Raw genomic sequence first — 14,182 nt, forward strand, 5'->3', positions numbered from 1 at the left:
GGGATGGACGCCGGTTCCACGACCGAGGTCACGGGGACGGGTCCGGCACGTCCTCGAACGTGGCCGGACGGGTGTTCCAGCGGAAGCGGTCGGCGGGCCAGAGCAGGACGAAGACCTTGCCCACGACGAGGTCCACCGGGACGAACTCGTCGCCCGGCACGCACTCGGTCTCGTCGGTGCGGCACATGTGCTGGGAGGAGTCGGCCGAGCGGGAGCGGTTGTCGCCCATCACGAAGATGTGGCCCTCGGGGATGGGGCCGACCTTCCACTGCTCGTCGCAGGCGCCGTTGGTGGGCATGGGGCCGTTGCAGGGCGCGCCCATGCGCTTGACGTAGTCGGACTCCACCAGCGGCTGCCCGTTGACGGAGAGCCGGCCCTGCTTGTCGCAGCACACGATCGTGTCGCCCGCGACCCCGATGACGCGCTTCACCAGGTGCCCGCCCGTGGGGTAGAGGCCCAGCTTGGCCATCGCCTGGGCCACGGGGTTGCTGGGTCCGGCCGAGTCCACCGGGCTCAGCCAGCCGCCCGGGTCCTTGAAGACGACCACGTCGCCGCGCTCGGGCCCGTCGTCGCCCCAGTAGGAGACCTTCTGGATGAGGATCCGGTCGTTGAGGATCAGGCCCGGCTCCATCGACTCCGACGGGATGTAGAACGCCTGGACGAAGAACGTCTTGATCACGATGGCGAGCACGAGCGCGACGCCGAGCAGCAGGATCGTCTCCTGCCAGAGCGGGAGCTGCTTGCGCTTCGTCTTGCCCTTCGGGCGGCTCACGTCGTCCCCCGAACGCGAGGACCGCGATCCCTCGTCCGTGGAGATGGACGAAGAACCGCGGTCATCAGAAGTCACGCGCAGAGACTAACCAGTCCCTGGTCGAACTCACGCCTCGCGGCGCGGGTCCGGTGGATCACGCCTCGCGGCGCTCCTTGATCTTGGCAGCCTTGCCGCGCAGGTTGCGCAGGTAGTAGAGCTTGGCGCGACGCACGTCGCCGCGGGTGACGACCTCGATCTGCTCGAAGATCGGGGAGTTCAGCGGGAAGGTGCGCTCGACGCCGACGCCGAAGGAGACCTTGCGGACGGTGAAGGTGCGGCCGATGCCGGAGCCGTGGACGCGGATCACGACGCCCTGGAAGACCTGGACACGCGAGCGGCTGCCCTCGATGACCTTCACGTGGACCTTGACGGTGTCGCCGGCGCGGAAGTCCGGGACGTCGTCACGCTTGAGGGTGTTGCCGAGATCGGCGATGACGTTGGTCATGACTGCTCCTCGCGAGTGCCACAGGTCAACCGCGGATGAAGGTGGTGATGGGTGTCGGTTGGTGCCCGAGCTGGCCGGCCGGTGCGCCCCCTGTGGCAGGTGCGGTGCGGCGGGACCCCGGGGCGGTGCACCTGTGCGATGCGTCCGGGCGACCCTGGCCTCGAGCGGACCAGTGCAGAAGTCTGCCAGAGCGGGCACTCAGCGTGAAATCCGCCGGTCCGCCCGCTTCGTGAGCACGACGGCGCCCGGCGGCGCCTTCCGGTCCGGACGCAGCCGGAAGCCGGCCTTCTTGTACATCCGCAGGTTGTCGGCCGAGCCCGCCCCCGTGAAGAGGACGTACGTCGTGACTTCCGCCGGCGCCAGGGCCTCCACGAGCTCGAGCAGGGCCCGTCCGAGACCGCGACCCTGCAGGTCGGGGGCGACCATGATCCGGCCGATGTCCCACTCGCCGTGCCGGTCCAGCCGGCCGCGGACCGCCCCGACCAGTCGGCCCGTGGACGGCTCGCGGACGACCCGCACCGTCCACTCCCCGAGCCCGCGGCGTACGTCGTCGAGCGACTCGCGCAGCGCTGGGATCTCCACGCCGGGGTTGGCCTCCATCTCCTGGAGCCAGCAGGCGCGCTGGAGCGTGTAGAGCTCACCCGCGTCGGCGAGCACGGCAGGGCGTACGTCGAGGTCGCCGAGCCCGGACACGACACCGGTCGCCGGCAACAGGTCGGGCCGGCGCTCCGCGGTCCGGCGCCGCGCCTGCTCGCGCCGCCATGCCGCGATGCGTGCGTGGTCGCCGGACAGCAGCACGTCGGGTACGTCGCGCCCCTGCCAGGAGGCGGGCTTGGTGTAGACGGGGTACTCGAGCAGGCCGTCGGCGTGCGACTCCTCGACCAGCGACTCCGCGTTGCCCATGAACCCCGGGAGCAGGCGGACCACCGCCTCGGTGATCGCCAGGGCGGCGACCTCGCCGCCGTTGAGGACGTAGTCGCCGAGGGAGATCTCACGCACCGTGCCGACGGTGGCGGCGTGCTCGATCACGCGCTGGTCGATGCCCTCGTAGCGACCGCACGCGAACACCAGGTGCTCGTGCCCGCTCAGCTCCTGTGCGACCTGCTGCGTGAAGGGCTGGCCGCTCGGCGTGGTGAAGATGATGGTCGCCCCGCGCGCGACGGCGTCGAGCGCCTGCCCCCACGGCTCGGGCTTCATGACCATCCCGGCGCCGCCGCCGTAGGGGGTGTCGTCGACGGTGTGGTGGCGGTCGGTCGTCCACTGGCGCAGGTCGTGGACGGCGACGTCGAGCAGACCCTTCTCGCGGGCCTTGCCGGGCAGGCTCAGCTCCAGGGGCGCGAGGTAGTCGGGGAAGATCGTGACGACGTCGATCCTCACGGCTGGTCCGCGTCCTCGGCGTCCTCGGCGTCCTCGGCGTCCTCGGGGAACGGCGAGACGAGGCCCGGCCGGTCGGCGACGACGACGCGACCGGCGTCGAGGTCCACCTCGGGGACGAGCGCCGCGACGAACGGCACGAGGGTGTCGCGGCCGTCGGGCGTGCGCACGGTCAGCAGGTCCTGCGCGGAGCCGTGCACGACGGCCTTCACCTCGCCCAGCGGTGTGCCGTCGAGGTCGACCACAGCGAGCCCGACGAGCTGGTGGTCGTAGTACTCCTCGGGGTCCTCGGGCACTTCGTCGTGGGCGATCGTGGCGTGCAGCACGGTGCCGCGCGCGGCCTCGGCGGCGTTGCGGTCGGCGATCTCCTCGAAGGTGACGAGCAGGGTGCTCTGGTGCCAGCGCGCCCGCGCCACCGTCAGGCTCGCCGGGCGGCGATCGGCCCCCGCGGGTGCCTCCGCGCGCAGCGTCGTACCGGGGGCGAAGCGCCGCTCGGGCTCGTCGGTGCGTACGTCGAGGGTGACCTCGCCGCGGATGCCGTGGGGCTTGCCGATCCGCCCGACCACGACCTCGATGTCCTCGCTCACGGGGCCGAGGTTATCGCCCTGGTCGCGATCCCCGGGTACCCGGGGAAACTGGAGCCTCACCCCCGAAACTTCGCACTGGAGGCTCGAGCTTCCCCGGGTACCCGGGGAAGCCGACGTCCCGGCCGGTCGGCTTCGGAAATGCGAGACGGGCGCCACCCCAGTGGGGTGACGCCCGTCTCGTCAGGCTGTACGTGTCAGCGACGACGGTCGGTGTCGACGAAGTCGACCCGTGCACCGCCGCGGCCCGCGAGGGCCGAGACGACGGTGCGGAAGGCCGTCGCGGTGCGGCCGTTGCGGCCGATCACCTTGCCGAGGTCGTCGGGGTGCACCCGGACCTCGAGGATCGAGCCACGACGCAGCTGCTTGTCGCGGACGGTGACGTCGTCGGGGTGGTCGACGATGCCACGCACCAGGTGCTCGAGAGCCTCGGCCAGCACGTCGCTCACGCCTCGCTCTTGCCGGCGTCCTCAGCGGTCACCGTCTCGGTGGCCTCCGCGGCGTCGGCGGCGCCCTCGGGCGTCTCCGAGGCGGGAACCTCGGCCGGAGCCTCGGCTGCGGCGGCGGGCTCCTCGGTCTTCTCGACCTTCTCGGCCTTCTTCTTGGTGGTCGTCGCGGCGCCCTTGGGCTCGGCGGCGGCCTCCTTGAGGGCCTCGTTGAAGATGTCGAGCTTGGAGCGCTTGGGCTCCTTCACCTTGAGGGTGCCCTCGGCGCCCGGCAGGCCCTTGAACTTCTGCCAGTCACCGGTGACCTTGAGGATGGCCTCGACGGCCTCGGAGGGCTGGGCGCCCACGCCGAGCCAGTACTGGGCCCGGTCGGAGACGACGTCGATGAGCGACGGCTCCTCCTTCGGGTGGTACTTGCCGATCTCCTCGAGGACCTTGCCGTCGCGCTTCTTGCGGGAGTCGACGACGACGATGCGGTACTGCGGCACCCGGATCTTGCCCAGGCGCTTCAAGCGAATCTTGACGGCCACGTTTGTGGTGTCTCCTCAGAAATTGTCGTGGGTGAGAGACCCTCGCCAGGTGGGGCCACCGGGTCCGGTCACTCGAAGGGCGCTGCGTCGCTCGGATGAGAGGGTCCGGGCGCGCAGGACACGAGCAGGGATTCTGCCAGACGTGTGCCGCGCACGACCAATCCGGTGGGTCAGCCTCCCGTCGCGGCCCGGCACACGGCCCCGAAGAGCTCGCCCTCGGGGCTCGCCTCGTCGAGCGGCGCGTCCTCGTAGCGCGTGGTGACGCCGTCGCGGGTGACGTGCCCGGTGAAGGTGCCGACCTCCCCGGGTGGCTCGACCAGCGTTCCCACAGTCCGGAACAGCGAGGCGCCACCGACGCCACGGACGTCCCAGATCGTGCCGGTGGTCACGATCGTGCGGGTCGTGTCGTCGCCCGGCACGGCGAACGGCTCGAAGAAGCGCGTGTGGCTGGTGATCGTCGCCGTCGCCGGGCCACCGGGTGTGGTGCTGAAGTGGTCGACGTCGTGCGAGCGCACGCTCCGGTCGTAGTTGAGGTAGTCGTGGTCGTAGTAGCGGGTCGACCAGCGGTCCGAGACGAACCTGTTGTGCAACGTCACGTCGCACGGGAAGTCCGGGACCGCGACCCAGCCCGTGTCGAGGTGGCGCTCGCCGGTGCAGACCGGGCCGGTCGGCCGGAGCCGGCACGTGAACGGCGCGAAGGCCGAGTCGAGCGTGGTGGGGACGAGGAGGGACTGGTCGACCTCCTCGGGCGGATCGGCCTGCGCGACGGCCCCCGGGTGGGCGGCGGCGGCGAGGACGAGGACGGCGAGCGCGGCCGCGCGGACAGCGGGAGTGCGACGCTTCATGGCTGTTCCCTTCGTGGGGGTGGACGCCCTGTCACAGTCATGAGCACCGCCGCCGGTTGACGTCACCCGTCGGCGGATCTCCACGTCCCGAGGTAGAACAGCCGGTCGATCGGGTCGAGCGCGCCGGTGGCGTCGCTGAGGTGCAGCTTCCCTGCCTCGATCCGCCAGTGCAGGGTGAAGACGCACCCGGTGCACCCGGGGCTGCTGCTGGTCAGCACGAGCCTGCCCAGGTCGTCGTACGACACCGTGCCGGCGTCGCCGCCGCTCCAGCCGCCGGCGTAGCGACCCGACTGGCTGAACACGTCGCCGGACAGGGCGAGGAGGACCGGCAGCCGCTGGGCGGACCCGATGTTCTCAGCCAGGAAGGCCCGGTCCGCGCCCGCGGCCACGAGCTGCTCGCGGGTGACCACCTTGCGCCAGTTGGAGGGTGGGATCACCGCGTGGGACGTGACCGTCGACGTCGGCTCGACGGCCACGTCCCCGCGGCTCCCCCCGTCCCCCTGACCGGTCTGCAGCCAGCCGAGCACTGCACCGCCCCCCACGACCAGCACGGCGACCGCCACCCCACCGGCGACCAGCGCGCGACGACGCCGGTGCCGACGTCGTACGGCGTCGAGGCGGGCCTCCCCCGCAGGGTGGACGGAGCCCGCGTTGGCGGCCAGGCCGGCGCGCAGGCGGTCATCGACGGACATCGCCGACCTCCTCCTCGCCGAGCAGCGCCGCGAGCCGGTGCCGCGCCCTGTGCAGGTGCTGCTTGACGGTCGAGTCGGAGACCTGGAGCAGCTCGGCGATCTCGTGCACCGAGCGGTCCTCCCAGTAGAAGAGCACCACCGCGGCCCGCTGCATGGGAGCGAGCTCGGCGACGGCGCGGGCGAGGTCGGGGTCGGGGAGCACCTCGTGCGGCACTGGTTGCGCGAGCCGCTCCTTGGCCGGGCGGGCGGCCGCGCGCTGCACCTCACGGACCGCCATCCGGATCGCCACGCGACGCACCCAGGCCTCGGGACGCTCGTAGGTCGACACCTTCCGCCAGTGCCGCAGCATCCGGTAGAGCGCCTCCTGCGTGATGTCCTCGGCGAGCATCCGGTCGTGCACGATGAGGAACACCGTGCGCGACACGGGCGCGAAGCAGGCGCGGAAGTACCAGTCGTACTCCTGCTGCTCCAGTGCTCGCACCGACACCTCCACGACAGGTGACAGCCACGAGGCGCCCGCGCGGTTGACCCGTCGGGAGAAGTTTCTCGCGCGTCAGCCGGCTGCGTCGAGGCCGATGAACGAACGGACGGCCTCCGCGCCGGTGACCTCGATCCTGACGTCGCCGCGGACGAACGTCTCGGGCGTGAGGACCAGGCCCTGGTTGAGCGCGAGCTCGCCGTCGCGTCGCTCGAGGCGCCGGACGCCGGTGGGCTGGTAGCCGACCTTGCGCGAGACGCCGAGGGACGCCGGGTTGTCGAGGAAGGCCGCCGAGGTGATCTCCTCGAAGCCGAGGTGGTCGAACAGCAGCGCGCACATGGCGCGGCGCATCACGGTGCCGAGCCCGCGGCCCTGGAACTCGCGGCCGAGCCAGGACCCGGTCTCCCCGGTCCGCGTGACCGGGAAGCTCTTCGCCGAGACGCCCTGCGCGCCGATCACCCGCCCGTCGAGCAGCACCGCCAGCTCGAGGCCGAAGTCGTCCGGCGAGAACGACGACCGCTTGGCCCAGTGGTAGGCCGCGGTGTTGCGGGAGAGCTGTCCGGCCGGCGCGGTGGACCAGGGGAAGTAGAACGGCATCCGGTCGGGGTCGTGGATGCCCGCCTCGGCGACGTCGCACAGCTCGACGAGGAGCGCGTCGGTGAGCCCGCGCAGCTCGAGCGGGCCGGCGACGACGCGCAGGCCCAACGGCGGGAAGAGGTCGACGAGGGTGGTCATGGGGCCATCCCACCGGCCTGCACCACTGCGCGACAAATCCATTTCGCGCGCAACCGGGCGGCCGCGGTGGGAGTCTCCCCGGTATGGCCATGCCCGATGTCGAGCCGCTGGAGCTCCCGGCACGACTCACCGCTCCCCCGCGCCTGACCCAGCGCCACCCGTGGCTGCTCCCCGCCGCGATGGCCGCGCACCGCGCGCGACGTCGTACGCAGTGGGCGCGCGACGCGTGGTCGGGGCGGGTCGTGTGGGCCACCCGGCTGGACGCGAGCGACCTGCCGGTACGGCTCAAGCAGCACGGGTCGCTGCTGCTGCGCGAGCTCGACCCCGACCAGATGCGGCTGCAGCACAACAAGGTCACCAACCTGCGGCTGGCCGCCTCGCGGGTGGACGGCATGGTGATCGCGCCCGGTGAGACCTTCTCGTTCAACCGCGTGGTGGGCAGCTGCACGAGGCGCAAGGGCTACGTCGACGGCATGAGGCTCTCCAACGGCACCGCGGAGGCGGGCGTCGGCGGCGGCATCTGCCAGCTGGCCAACCTGGTGCACTGGATGGTGCTGCACTCGCCCCTCACCGTCGTCGAGCGGTCCGAGCACTCCTTCGACCCGTTCCCGGACCGCGGGCGCGTGCTGCCGTGGGGGGTGGGTTGCTCGATCGTCTACAACTACGTCGACCTCGTCGTGCGCAACGACACCGACCACGCGTTCCAGCTGCGGACCCGGGTCGGCGAGCGCTACCTGCACGGCCAGCTGCGCACCGACGTCCGACCCGAGCACTCCTACCAGGTGGAGGCGAGGGGCGAGCAGTTCCTGCGCCAGGACGGCCGGGTCTACCGCCGCAACCAGATCTGGCGGCGGGTCATCGACCGCGTGAGCGGCGAGAAGGTCGGCGAGGAGCTGGTCAAGACCAACTGCGCGCTGGTGGTCTACGAGCCCGGCCCCGAGGTGGAGGTCATCGACGTCCCCTGAGACGCAGGCTCGGGGCAAGCCTGCCTCCGGCGGACACGTCACGCCCGGCCCGCATGGCCCGAAGTGACCATGCGGAATGCCCGTTCGTGGAGTTGTCTGGACCACTGCGGTCCGGCAGGGTCGGAGGCTCAGTCTCCATCCCCCACGCAGAGGAGCACTCTCGGATGAAGCGCACCACCCGTCTCACCGCCGGCCTCGTGGCAACCGCCGCCCTGGCGGCCCCGTCCGCGTTCGCCACGGCCCAGGCCGCGCAGCCCGACAAGCCGGCCAAGCCGGCCGAGGCGCAGACCAAGCAGCTGCTCAAGGACATCGCCGGCAAGGACGCGCGCCTGGCTCGCCTGTCCACCAGCGCCGCCGTCACCCGCCTGGCGGACGACACCGAGGCCGCGCTCGTCTCGAACCTCGACGGGGCTCGCGCCTGGCTCGGCGACGTCCGGACCTCGGTCGAGGCCGCCGACAGCACGGTCGACACCCGGGCTGCTCGCAAGGAGCTGCGCTCCTTCCGCGTGGAGAACTTCCGGATCGTGGTCAACATCCTGTCGAAGGCCGAGCGCCTCGAGGAGCCGGCAGCCGCCGACGCCGAGGCCGCCGGGCACCTCGCCGCTGCCGAGACGGCCGCCCTGGACATCACCGCCACCAGCACCAAGGCGGACATCCGTGCCGCCCGTGACCACGTGAAGGCCGCTCAGGCCGAGCTCGACGCCGAGACCGCCTGACGGCGCGACGTCGTCCTGCGAGGGGCGGTCACCCTGCCGGGTGGCCGCCCCTCGTCGCGTCAGCACGGTCGCCGACCAGGGCGCCGCGCAACACGATGCACGACGGCGTACGCAGCACCGACAGGTCCTCGACCGGGTTGCGGTCGTAGACCACGAAGTCCGCCGAGGCTCCCTCGACCAGTCCGTCGACGCCGAGCCACTCGCGTGCGCGCCAGCTCGCGGCGCCGAGCGCGTCGTGGGCAGGGATGCCGATGCGCGCGAGGGCCGCGACCTCCCCGGCGATGTTGCCGTGCCGGCTGATCCCGCCTCCGTCGGAGCCGGCGTAGATCGGCACGCCGGCCTCGTAGGCGGCCATGATCGTGGCGGGCATCCGGGCGTAGAGGTCGGTCATGGTCGCGGCGTAGGCGGGGAACCTCTCCTGACCCGCGGCGGCGTGCTCGGGGAACTTGTCGAGCTGCATGACGGTGGGCACCAGCCGGGTGCCGTGGGCGACCATCGAGTCGATCAGGTCCTCGGTCAGTCCGGTGCCGTGCTCGATGCAGTCGATGCCCGCCTCGATGAGGCCGGGCAGCACGCCGTGGCCGAAGCAGTGGGCGGTGACCTTCGCGCCGTTGGTGTGCGCCGCCTCGATCGCGGCGGCGAACGCCTCGGCCGGGAACGACGGCGCCAGGTCCCCCTCGTCACGCGAGATCCAGTCGCCGACGAGCTTGATCCACCCGTCGCCGTTGCGCGCCTCCTGGGCGGCGTACGTCGCCAGGTCGGCCGGCTCGACCTCGTGGGCGTAGCCGCGGATGTAGCGCTTGGTCGCGGCGATGTGGCGTCCGCAGCGGATCAGCCGGGGCAGGTCGTCGCGGTCGTGGATCCAGCGGGTGTCGGCCGCCGAGCCGGCGTCGCGGATGAGCAACGCTCCCCCGTCGCGGTCGTCGATCGCCTGCTGCTCGGTCGCAGCGTCGTCCACCGCACCGGAGTCGTCGAGCCCGAGGTGGCAGTGGGCGTCGACGAGGCCCGGGACGATCCAACCCTCCGCGATCGTGTCGGCGCCCGCCTGCGGCTCGAAGGTGAGCCGGCCGTCCACGACGTAGAGGTCGCGTGGCTCGCCGTCGGGCAGGACCGGGCCGCGGAAGCGCTGGGCTGTCATGCGCGCGACGTTACAGATATCCCCACCGTGGTGGACGACAGGCCGCCCCTGCAGTGCGAGCGTGGACAACACCCGGATACGGCCCCGTCCTCGGTGCGGCCGCCCCATCCCCCCAGAGTCAGGCACCCCATGCATCGTCGTCGTCCGCGTTCGGTCGGGACCCTCGTCGAGATGCCGCTGCCCTGAGACCGGCCGAGGTGTGGCGCGGTCGGTCCCCGGGCCGCGTCACACCCGGTCCTGCACCGCTCGCGCCCCTGACGCGACGATCCGTGCCGAGGTCACCCCCTCACGGGTGTGGGTGAAGTGGTCCAGACCACTTAACTTCGAACAGATGCCCGGGGCGAGCGCCCCGGAACCGGGGAGGGTTCGCACCAACGGACGGCACGGCCACCCGCTGTGCGGCGACGGGCATCTCTTGGAGGGGACACAACATGACTGTCAGCACATCAACGCCCGGAGGCCGCTCGCACGCGCGGGTCCCGGGTCGCTCCACCAGCCGTTTGTCCATGGCGCTCAGCACCGGCGTCCTCGCCCTCGTCATGGCCGTCGGGCTCGCCTCCGTGGGAGCCGGAGCAGCATCGGCGGCGTCGGCTCCCACCTCGTCGAGGACCGTCGTGGGCAAGTCCGACCAGGGCAAGATGAAGAGCACCGTCGTCGGGAAGACCTCGGAGGGCGACAAGGTCACCGGCGCCTTCACCCCCACGCGCTTCGTGGAGCGTGACGGCGTGCTCTGGGCCAAGGGCTTCCTGCAGGGCAAGATCCACCACGACGACGGCACGGTCACCAAGTTCTCCGGGATCAAGAAGATGCCGGTGAAGAAGATCAACGGCCAGTCCGCCACCGACGCCCGGACCAGCGCTCGAGCCGCTGCCTGCGACATCCTCAACCTGGTGCTCGGCCCGCTGGACCTCAACGTCCTCGGCCTCGAGGTCCACCTGCAGCGCGTCGTGCTCGACGTCGTCGCCGTCGCCGGCGCCGGCCAGCTGCTCGGCAACCTGCTCTGCGCGGTCGCCGGGCTGCTCGACGGCACCCCGCTGGCCGGCCTGCTGGGCCAGCTGAGCACCCTGCTCAACCAGATCCTGGCTGCTCTCAACCTGGGTCTCTGACAGGGCCGCACCACCTGATTCGGTGGCGCCACCCTCGGGGTGGCGCCACCGTGCTGTCCGGCCGGCTCAGAGCCGGTCGAGCAGCCACGACGGGCTGACGACCTGGGCGGGCGAGACGTTGGCGGCCAGCGCCCGGTCGGCGGTGACGACGACCACGCGTGCACCCGTCTCCGCGGCCAGCCGGGCCTGTTCCCTGATCTCGGCGTCGCCGTCGCGCTTCGCGTGCACCGTCGTCACGTGTGCGTCCCGCCCGGCGCGGACGCCGCCCTTGGCCTGCCCCTCGAGCACCAGCACGACCGCGTCGTACGACGTGTCGGCGACGAGCAGACGCTCGTGCAGGCGGCGCGCCGCCCCCGCCCGGTCCTTCCACCAGCCGTCCGGCACGGAGCCGACCACGTTGGCGCCGTCGACCACGAGGACCGAGGTCACCCTCAGTCCTCCAGGACGAACACGTCGCCGCGCGTGACGGGCACGACCGACCCGTCGGCGTGGATCCCGTCGATCTGCACCTCGGGGCTGCCGATGACGATGTCGACGTGGGTGTCGGACTGGTTGAGCCCCTCGGCGACCCGCTGCTCGGGCGTGAGGCCCAAGGTGCCGTCCATGGCACTGGTGTAGCCCATCCCCCACGCGACGTGCGAGCCGACGTTCTCGTCGAAGAGCATGTCCTTGTAGACCAGCCCGGTGCGCGCGACTGCCGAGTCGGAGTCGACGATCGCCACCTCGCCGAGGTGCCGCGAGCGCGGGATCAGCTCGAACTGCGCCCGGACCGCCTCCTCGCCGCGCGCGGCGGTGGCGCCGGTGATGGTGCCGTCACTGATCTCCAGGACCAGGTCCTCCACGAGAGCGCCCATCGTGGCCAGGAAGAACGGCGCGGACGTCCGCACGTGGCCCTCGGCGCGCCGCCAGTCCGGGGAGATGAAGACCTCCTCGGTCGGCATGTTGGGCACGAACTCGACGCCGTCCTCGTTCTCGAGCGAGCCCCCCACCCACATCGAGCCGGGCGCCATGCCGAGGGTGAGGTCGGTCCCGGGCCCGCGGTAGCGGATCCGGTCGAAGCGGTGGCCGTTGAGGATCGCCGCCCGGGCACGGAGCTTGGTCACGTGCGCCTGCCACGCCGCCACCGGGTCGGCCTGGTCGAGGCGCATCGCAGTCGCGACGGCGTCCCAGAGCCGGACCACGTCGGCGACGCCCACGCTGTCGGCCCAGCCCTTCGTGGGGGCGCCGACGACGGTCCAGGCGAGCTTGTTGGTCGTGATCAGCGGCATGACCTGCTGGATCAGGTCGATCGGGGTCGACTTCGCCAGGCGCGTGGGGTCGAGTCCCTCCATGAGGGTCGGGTGCGGGTTGCCGGTGAGGCTGATCAGGGCCGGCTTGCTGTCGCCCCAGGCGCGCACCTGCGCGAGGTGGTGGTCCTGGGTGACGCCGAGCAGCTCCTCGGGGGCGTGCTCGACGGCTGCCCGCTGCAGGTGCGGGTCGTCGTACTGGATGCTGACGCGCGAGGCTCCGACGCGGTAGGCCTCCGTGGCCAGCGCCCGCGCGGCGTCGGCCTGCTCGGGCAGGGCGTTGATGACGACCTCCTGGCCGGGCTGGACGTTGACGCCCACCCGCACCACCAGTGCGGCGTACTTCTCCAGCAGCAGGTCGAACGGCTCGGTCATGCTTCCTCCCCCAGGTCGGACATGACCCCACTCAACCAGCCCGGGCCTACTTGAGGAACTGGGAGAAGTCCTTCGGGAGGTTGAGCTGCTCGGCCGCCTTCTCGTAGTCGACCTCGGCACCGTCGGGGTTGCCGAACGGGTTGCCGGCCTTCTCCGCGGCGGCAGCCTTCTCCGCGGCCGCCTTCTGCTGCGCCGCCTTGGCGGGGTTGCCCGAGACGCGCTTGCCCTTGCCCTTCTTGGCCTGCTGCTTGGCGCCGGCACGCTTGCCGCCACCCATGCCCGGCATCCCCGGCATGCCCGGCATCCCGGGCATCCCGCCGCCGCGCGCCATCTGCTCCATCATCTTGCGCGCCTCGAAGAAGCGGTCGACGAGCTGGTTGACGTCGGACACCTGGCGCCCCGAGCCCTTGGCGATGCGGGCACGGCGCGAGCCGTCGATGATCTTCGGGTTGTCACGCTCGGCGGGCGTCATCGACTGGATGATCGCCTGGATGCGGTCGATCTCGCGCTCGTCGAAGTTCTCCAGCTGGTCGCGGAACTGCCCCATGCCCGGCAGCATCCCCATGATCTTGGTCATCGAGCCGAGCTTGCGGATCTGCATCATCTGCTGGAGGAAGTCCTCCAGCGTGAAGCCGCCCTTGGTCGCGAGCTTCTCCGCGGCCTTCATCGACTGCTCGGAGTCGAAGGCCTTCTCGGCCTGCTCGATCAGGGTGAGCATGTCGCCCATGTCGAGGATGCGCGAGGCCATCCGGTCGGGGTGGAAGAGGTCGAAGTCGGTCATCTTCTCGCCGCTGGAGGCGAACATGACCGGCTTGCCGGTGATCGAGCGGATCGACAGGGCGGCACCACCGCGCGCGTCGCCGTCGAGCTTGGTCAGCACCACCCCGTCGTAGCCGACGCCGTCGAGGAAGGCCTGCGCGGTGGTCACCGCGTCCTGGCCGATCATCGCGTCGACGACGAACAGCACCTCGTCGGGCTGCACCGCGTCGCGGATGTCGGCGGCCTGCTTCATCAGCTCGGCGTCGACGCCGAGGCGACCGGCCGTGTCGATGATGACGACGTCGTGCAGCTTGCGCCTGGCCTCCTCGATCGAGGCACGGGCGACGTCGACGGGATTGCCGCCGTGCTCGACGCCTTGGACGTTGCCCGGCTCCGGCGCGAAGACCGGCACGCCGACGCGCTCACCGTTGACCTGGAGCTGCTGGACCGCGTTGGGGCGCTGTAGGTCCGCGGCGACGAGCATCGGGGTCTTGTCCTGCTCCTTGAGCCAGAGCGCGAGCTTGGCCGCCAGGGTCGTCTTGCCGGCACCCTGGAGGCCGGCGAGCATGATCACGGTCGGCCCGGACTTGGCGTAGCGCAGGCGCCGGGTCTCGCCACCGAGGATGGCCACGAGCTCCTCGTGGACGATCTTGATGATCTGCTGGGCCGGGTTGAGGGCCCCGCTGACCTCCTCGGAGCGCGCGCGCTCCTTCACCGCGCCGACGAACTCCTTGACCACGGGCAGCGCGACGTCGGCCTCGAGCAGCGCGATCCGGATCTCGCGCGCGGTGGCGTCGATGTCGGCCTCGGAGAGCCGGCCCTTGCCCCGCAGGTTCTTGAAGGTGTCGGCAAGGCGGTCGGAGAGTGTGGCGAACACGGTTGGGTCAGTCCCTCGCA

The 14,182-nt window shown here is 71.5% G+C and carries 17 protein-coding genes and 1 pseudogene; 3 read left to right on the forward strand and 15 right to left on the reverse strand.

All coding sequences use genetic code 11. From position 1 onward, the window contains the following. Positions 1–28 precede the first annotated feature (28 nt). The 11 genes and pseudogenes from lepB to ACS3YM_RS11090 all read right to left on the reverse strand — a co-directional run bounded on the left by lepB (position 29) and on the right by ACS3YM_RS11090 (position 6,940). Complete coding sequence (lepB, locus tag ACS3YM_RS11040; RefSeq protein ID WP_439936489.1) at positions 29–772, reverse strand: signal peptidase I; 744 nt, start codon at positions 770–772, stop codon at positions 29–31. A gap of 133 nt (positions 773–905) precedes the next feature. Further along, entirely contained in the window at positions 906–1,256 is a 351-nt protein-coding gene (rplS, locus tag ACS3YM_RS11045) for a 50S ribosomal protein L19 (RefSeq protein WP_439936490.1), read from the reverse strand. Positions 1,257–1,454: 198 nt separating this feature from the next. Then, the gene (locus ACS3YM_RS11050) at positions 1,455–1,856 is read right to left on the reverse strand and encodes a GNAT family N-acetyltransferase (protein WP_439939874.1); all 402 of its coding nucleotides are present in this window, start codon (positions 1,854–1,856) and stop codon (positions 1,455–1,457) included. Positions 1,857–1,964: 108 nt separating this feature from the next. Continuing rightward, a pseudogene (gene trmD, locus ACS3YM_RS11055) lies at positions 1,965–2,633 on the reverse strand (tRNA (guanosine(37)-N1)-methyltransferase TrmD); the annotation flags it as partial. Then, a complete protein-coding gene (rimM, locus tag ACS3YM_RS11060) occupies positions 2,630–3,217 on the reverse strand; it encodes a ribosome maturation factor RimM (RefSeq protein ID WP_439936491.1) in 588 nt (195 codons plus the stop codon). The pseudogene trmD and the gene rimM, both read right to left, overlap by 4 nt. Before the next feature lie 194 nt (positions 3,218–3,411). Further along, positions 3,412–3,663 carry an RNA-binding protein gene (locus tag ACS3YM_RS11065; protein WP_439936492.1) on the reverse strand — a complete coding sequence of 84 codons (252 nt, stop codon included), beginning with the start codon at positions 3,661–3,663 and terminating at the stop codon, positions 3,412–3,414. Beyond that, on the reverse strand, positions 3,660–4,190 hold the full coding sequence (gene rpsP, locus ACS3YM_RS11070) for a 30S ribosomal protein S16 (RefSeq protein WP_439936493.1): 531 nt from the start codon (positions 4,188–4,190) through the stop codon (positions 3,660–3,662). The genes ACS3YM_RS11065 and rpsP overlap by 4 nt, the downstream gene beginning before the upstream one ends. 170 nt (positions 4,191–4,360) lie before the next feature. Continuing rightward, on the reverse strand, positions 4,361–5,035 hold the full coding sequence (locus ACS3YM_RS11075; RefSeq protein WP_439936494.1) for a hypothetical protein: 675 nt from the start codon (positions 5,033–5,035) through the stop codon (positions 4,361–4,363). 62 nt (positions 5,036–5,097) lie between these two features. Then, positions 5,098–5,727, reverse strand: coding sequence for a hypothetical protein (locus ACS3YM_RS11080; RefSeq protein WP_439936495.1), 630 nt, complete (start codon positions 5,725–5,727; stop codon positions 5,098–5,100). Next, positions 5,714–6,208 (reverse strand): RNA polymerase sigma factor, encoded by a 495-nt coding sequence (locus ACS3YM_RS11085; protein WP_439936496.1) that lies wholly within the window; start codon positions 6,206–6,208, stop codon positions 5,714–5,716. The genes ACS3YM_RS11080 and ACS3YM_RS11085 overlap by 14 nt, the downstream gene beginning before the upstream one ends. Before the next feature lie 72 nt (positions 6,209–6,280). Next, positions 6,281–6,940, reverse strand: a complete 660-nt coding sequence (locus tag ACS3YM_RS11090; protein WP_439936497.1) for a GNAT family N-acetyltransferase — start codon at positions 6,938–6,940, stop codon at positions 6,281–6,283. An 83-nt stretch (positions 6,941–7,023) separates the two neighbouring features. Between ACS3YM_RS11090 and ACS3YM_RS11095 the strand changes: the two genes are divergently transcribed. Next, positions 7,024–7,905: a VanW family protein gene (locus ACS3YM_RS11095; protein WP_439936498.1), complete on the forward strand. Its 882-nt coding sequence runs from the start codon at positions 7,024–7,026 to the stop codon at positions 7,903–7,905. Between the two features lie 164 nt (positions 7,906–8,069). Continuing rightward, positions 8,070–8,621 carry a hypothetical protein gene (locus tag ACS3YM_RS11100; protein WP_439936499.1) on the forward strand — a complete coding sequence of 184 codons (552 nt, stop codon included), beginning with the start codon at positions 8,070–8,072 and terminating at the stop codon, positions 8,619–8,621. Between the two features lie 28 nt (positions 8,622–8,649). Here ACS3YM_RS11100 and ACS3YM_RS11105 read toward each other — a convergent pair whose 3' ends face one another. Continuing rightward, the gene (locus ACS3YM_RS11105) at positions 8,650–9,759 is read right to left on the reverse strand and encodes an amidohydrolase family protein (RefSeq protein WP_439936500.1); all 1,110 of its coding nucleotides are present in this window, start codon (positions 9,757–9,759) and stop codon (positions 8,650–8,652) included. A gap of 506 nt (positions 9,760–10,265) precedes the next feature. Here ACS3YM_RS11105 and ACS3YM_RS11110 point away from each other — a divergent pair. Beyond that, on the forward strand, positions 10,266–10,865 hold the full coding sequence (locus ACS3YM_RS11110; protein ID WP_439936501.1) for a hypothetical protein: 600 nt from the start codon (positions 10,266–10,268) through the stop codon (positions 10,863–10,865). A gap of 66 nt (positions 10,866–10,931) precedes the next feature. Here the strand turns inward: ACS3YM_RS11110 and ACS3YM_RS11115 are convergent, their stop codons facing one another. The 3 genes from ACS3YM_RS11115 to ffh are packed head-to-tail and all read right to left on the reverse strand — an operon-like array spanning position 10,932 to position 14,162. Beyond that, positions 10,932–11,294 (reverse strand): hypothetical protein, encoded by a 363-nt coding sequence (locus tag ACS3YM_RS11115; RefSeq protein WP_439936502.1) that lies wholly within the window; start codon positions 11,292–11,294, stop codon positions 10,932–10,934. 2 nt (positions 11,295–11,296) lie between these two features. Next, positions 11,297–12,526 (reverse strand): aminopeptidase, encoded by a 1,230-nt coding sequence (locus ACS3YM_RS11120; RefSeq protein ID WP_439936503.1) that lies wholly within the window; start codon positions 12,524–12,526, stop codon positions 11,297–11,299. 46 nt (positions 12,527–12,572) lie between these two features. Continuing rightward, positions 12,573–14,162 (reverse strand): signal recognition particle protein, encoded by a 1,590-nt coding sequence (ffh, locus tag ACS3YM_RS11125; protein ID WP_439936505.1) that lies wholly within the window; start codon positions 14,160–14,162, stop codon positions 12,573–12,575. Positions 14,163–14,182: the final 20 nt, after the last annotated feature.

Source organism: Nocardioides sp. N13(2025), from assembly GCF_051912545.1.
In the GTDB taxonomy this organism is placed as follows: domain Bacteria; phylum Actinomycetota; class Actinomycetes; order Propionibacteriales; family Nocardioidaceae; genus Nocardioides.

Excerpts from the sequence above, each read along its gene's own strand:
- rplS (WP_439936490.1), bottom strand. The coding sequence starts at position 1,256 with ATGACCAACGTCATCGCCGATCTCGGCAACACCCTCAAGCGTGACGAC.
- ACS3YM_RS11050 (WP_439939874.1), bottom strand. The coding sequence starts at position 1,856 with ATGGAGGCCAACCCCGGCGTGGAGATCCCAGCGCTGCGCGAGTCGCTC.
- ACS3YM_RS11075 (WP_439936494.1), bottom strand. The coding sequence starts at position 5,035 with ATGAAGCGTCGCACTCCCGCTGTCCGCGCGGCCGCGCTCGCCGTCCTC.
- ACS3YM_RS11080 (WP_439936495.1), bottom strand. The coding sequence starts at position 5,727 with ATGTCCGTCGATGACCGCCTGCGCGCCGGCCTGGCCGCCAACGCGGGC.
- ACS3YM_RS11090 (WP_439936497.1), bottom strand. The coding sequence starts at position 6,940 with ATGACCACCCTCGTCGACCTCTTCCCGCCGTTGGGCCTGCGCGTCGTC.
- ACS3YM_RS11095 (WP_439936498.1), top strand. The coding sequence starts at position 7,024 with ATGGCCATGCCCGATGTCGAGCCGCTGGAGCTCCCGGCACGACTCACC.
- ACS3YM_RS11100 (WP_439936499.1), top strand. The coding sequence starts at position 8,070 with ATGAAGCGCACCACCCGTCTCACCGCCGGCCTCGTGGCAACCGCCGCC.
- ACS3YM_RS11105 (WP_439936500.1), bottom strand. The coding sequence starts at position 9,759 with ATGACAGCCCAGCGCTTCCGCGGCCCGGTCCTGCCCGACGGCGAGCCA.
- ACS3YM_RS11110 (WP_439936501.1), top strand. The coding sequence starts at position 10,266 with ATGGCGCTCAGCACCGGCGTCCTCGCCCTCGTCATGGCCGTCGGGCTC.
- ACS3YM_RS11120 (WP_439936503.1), bottom strand. The coding sequence starts at position 12,526 with ATGACCGAGCCGTTCGACCTGCTGCTGGAGAAGTACGCCGCACTGGTG.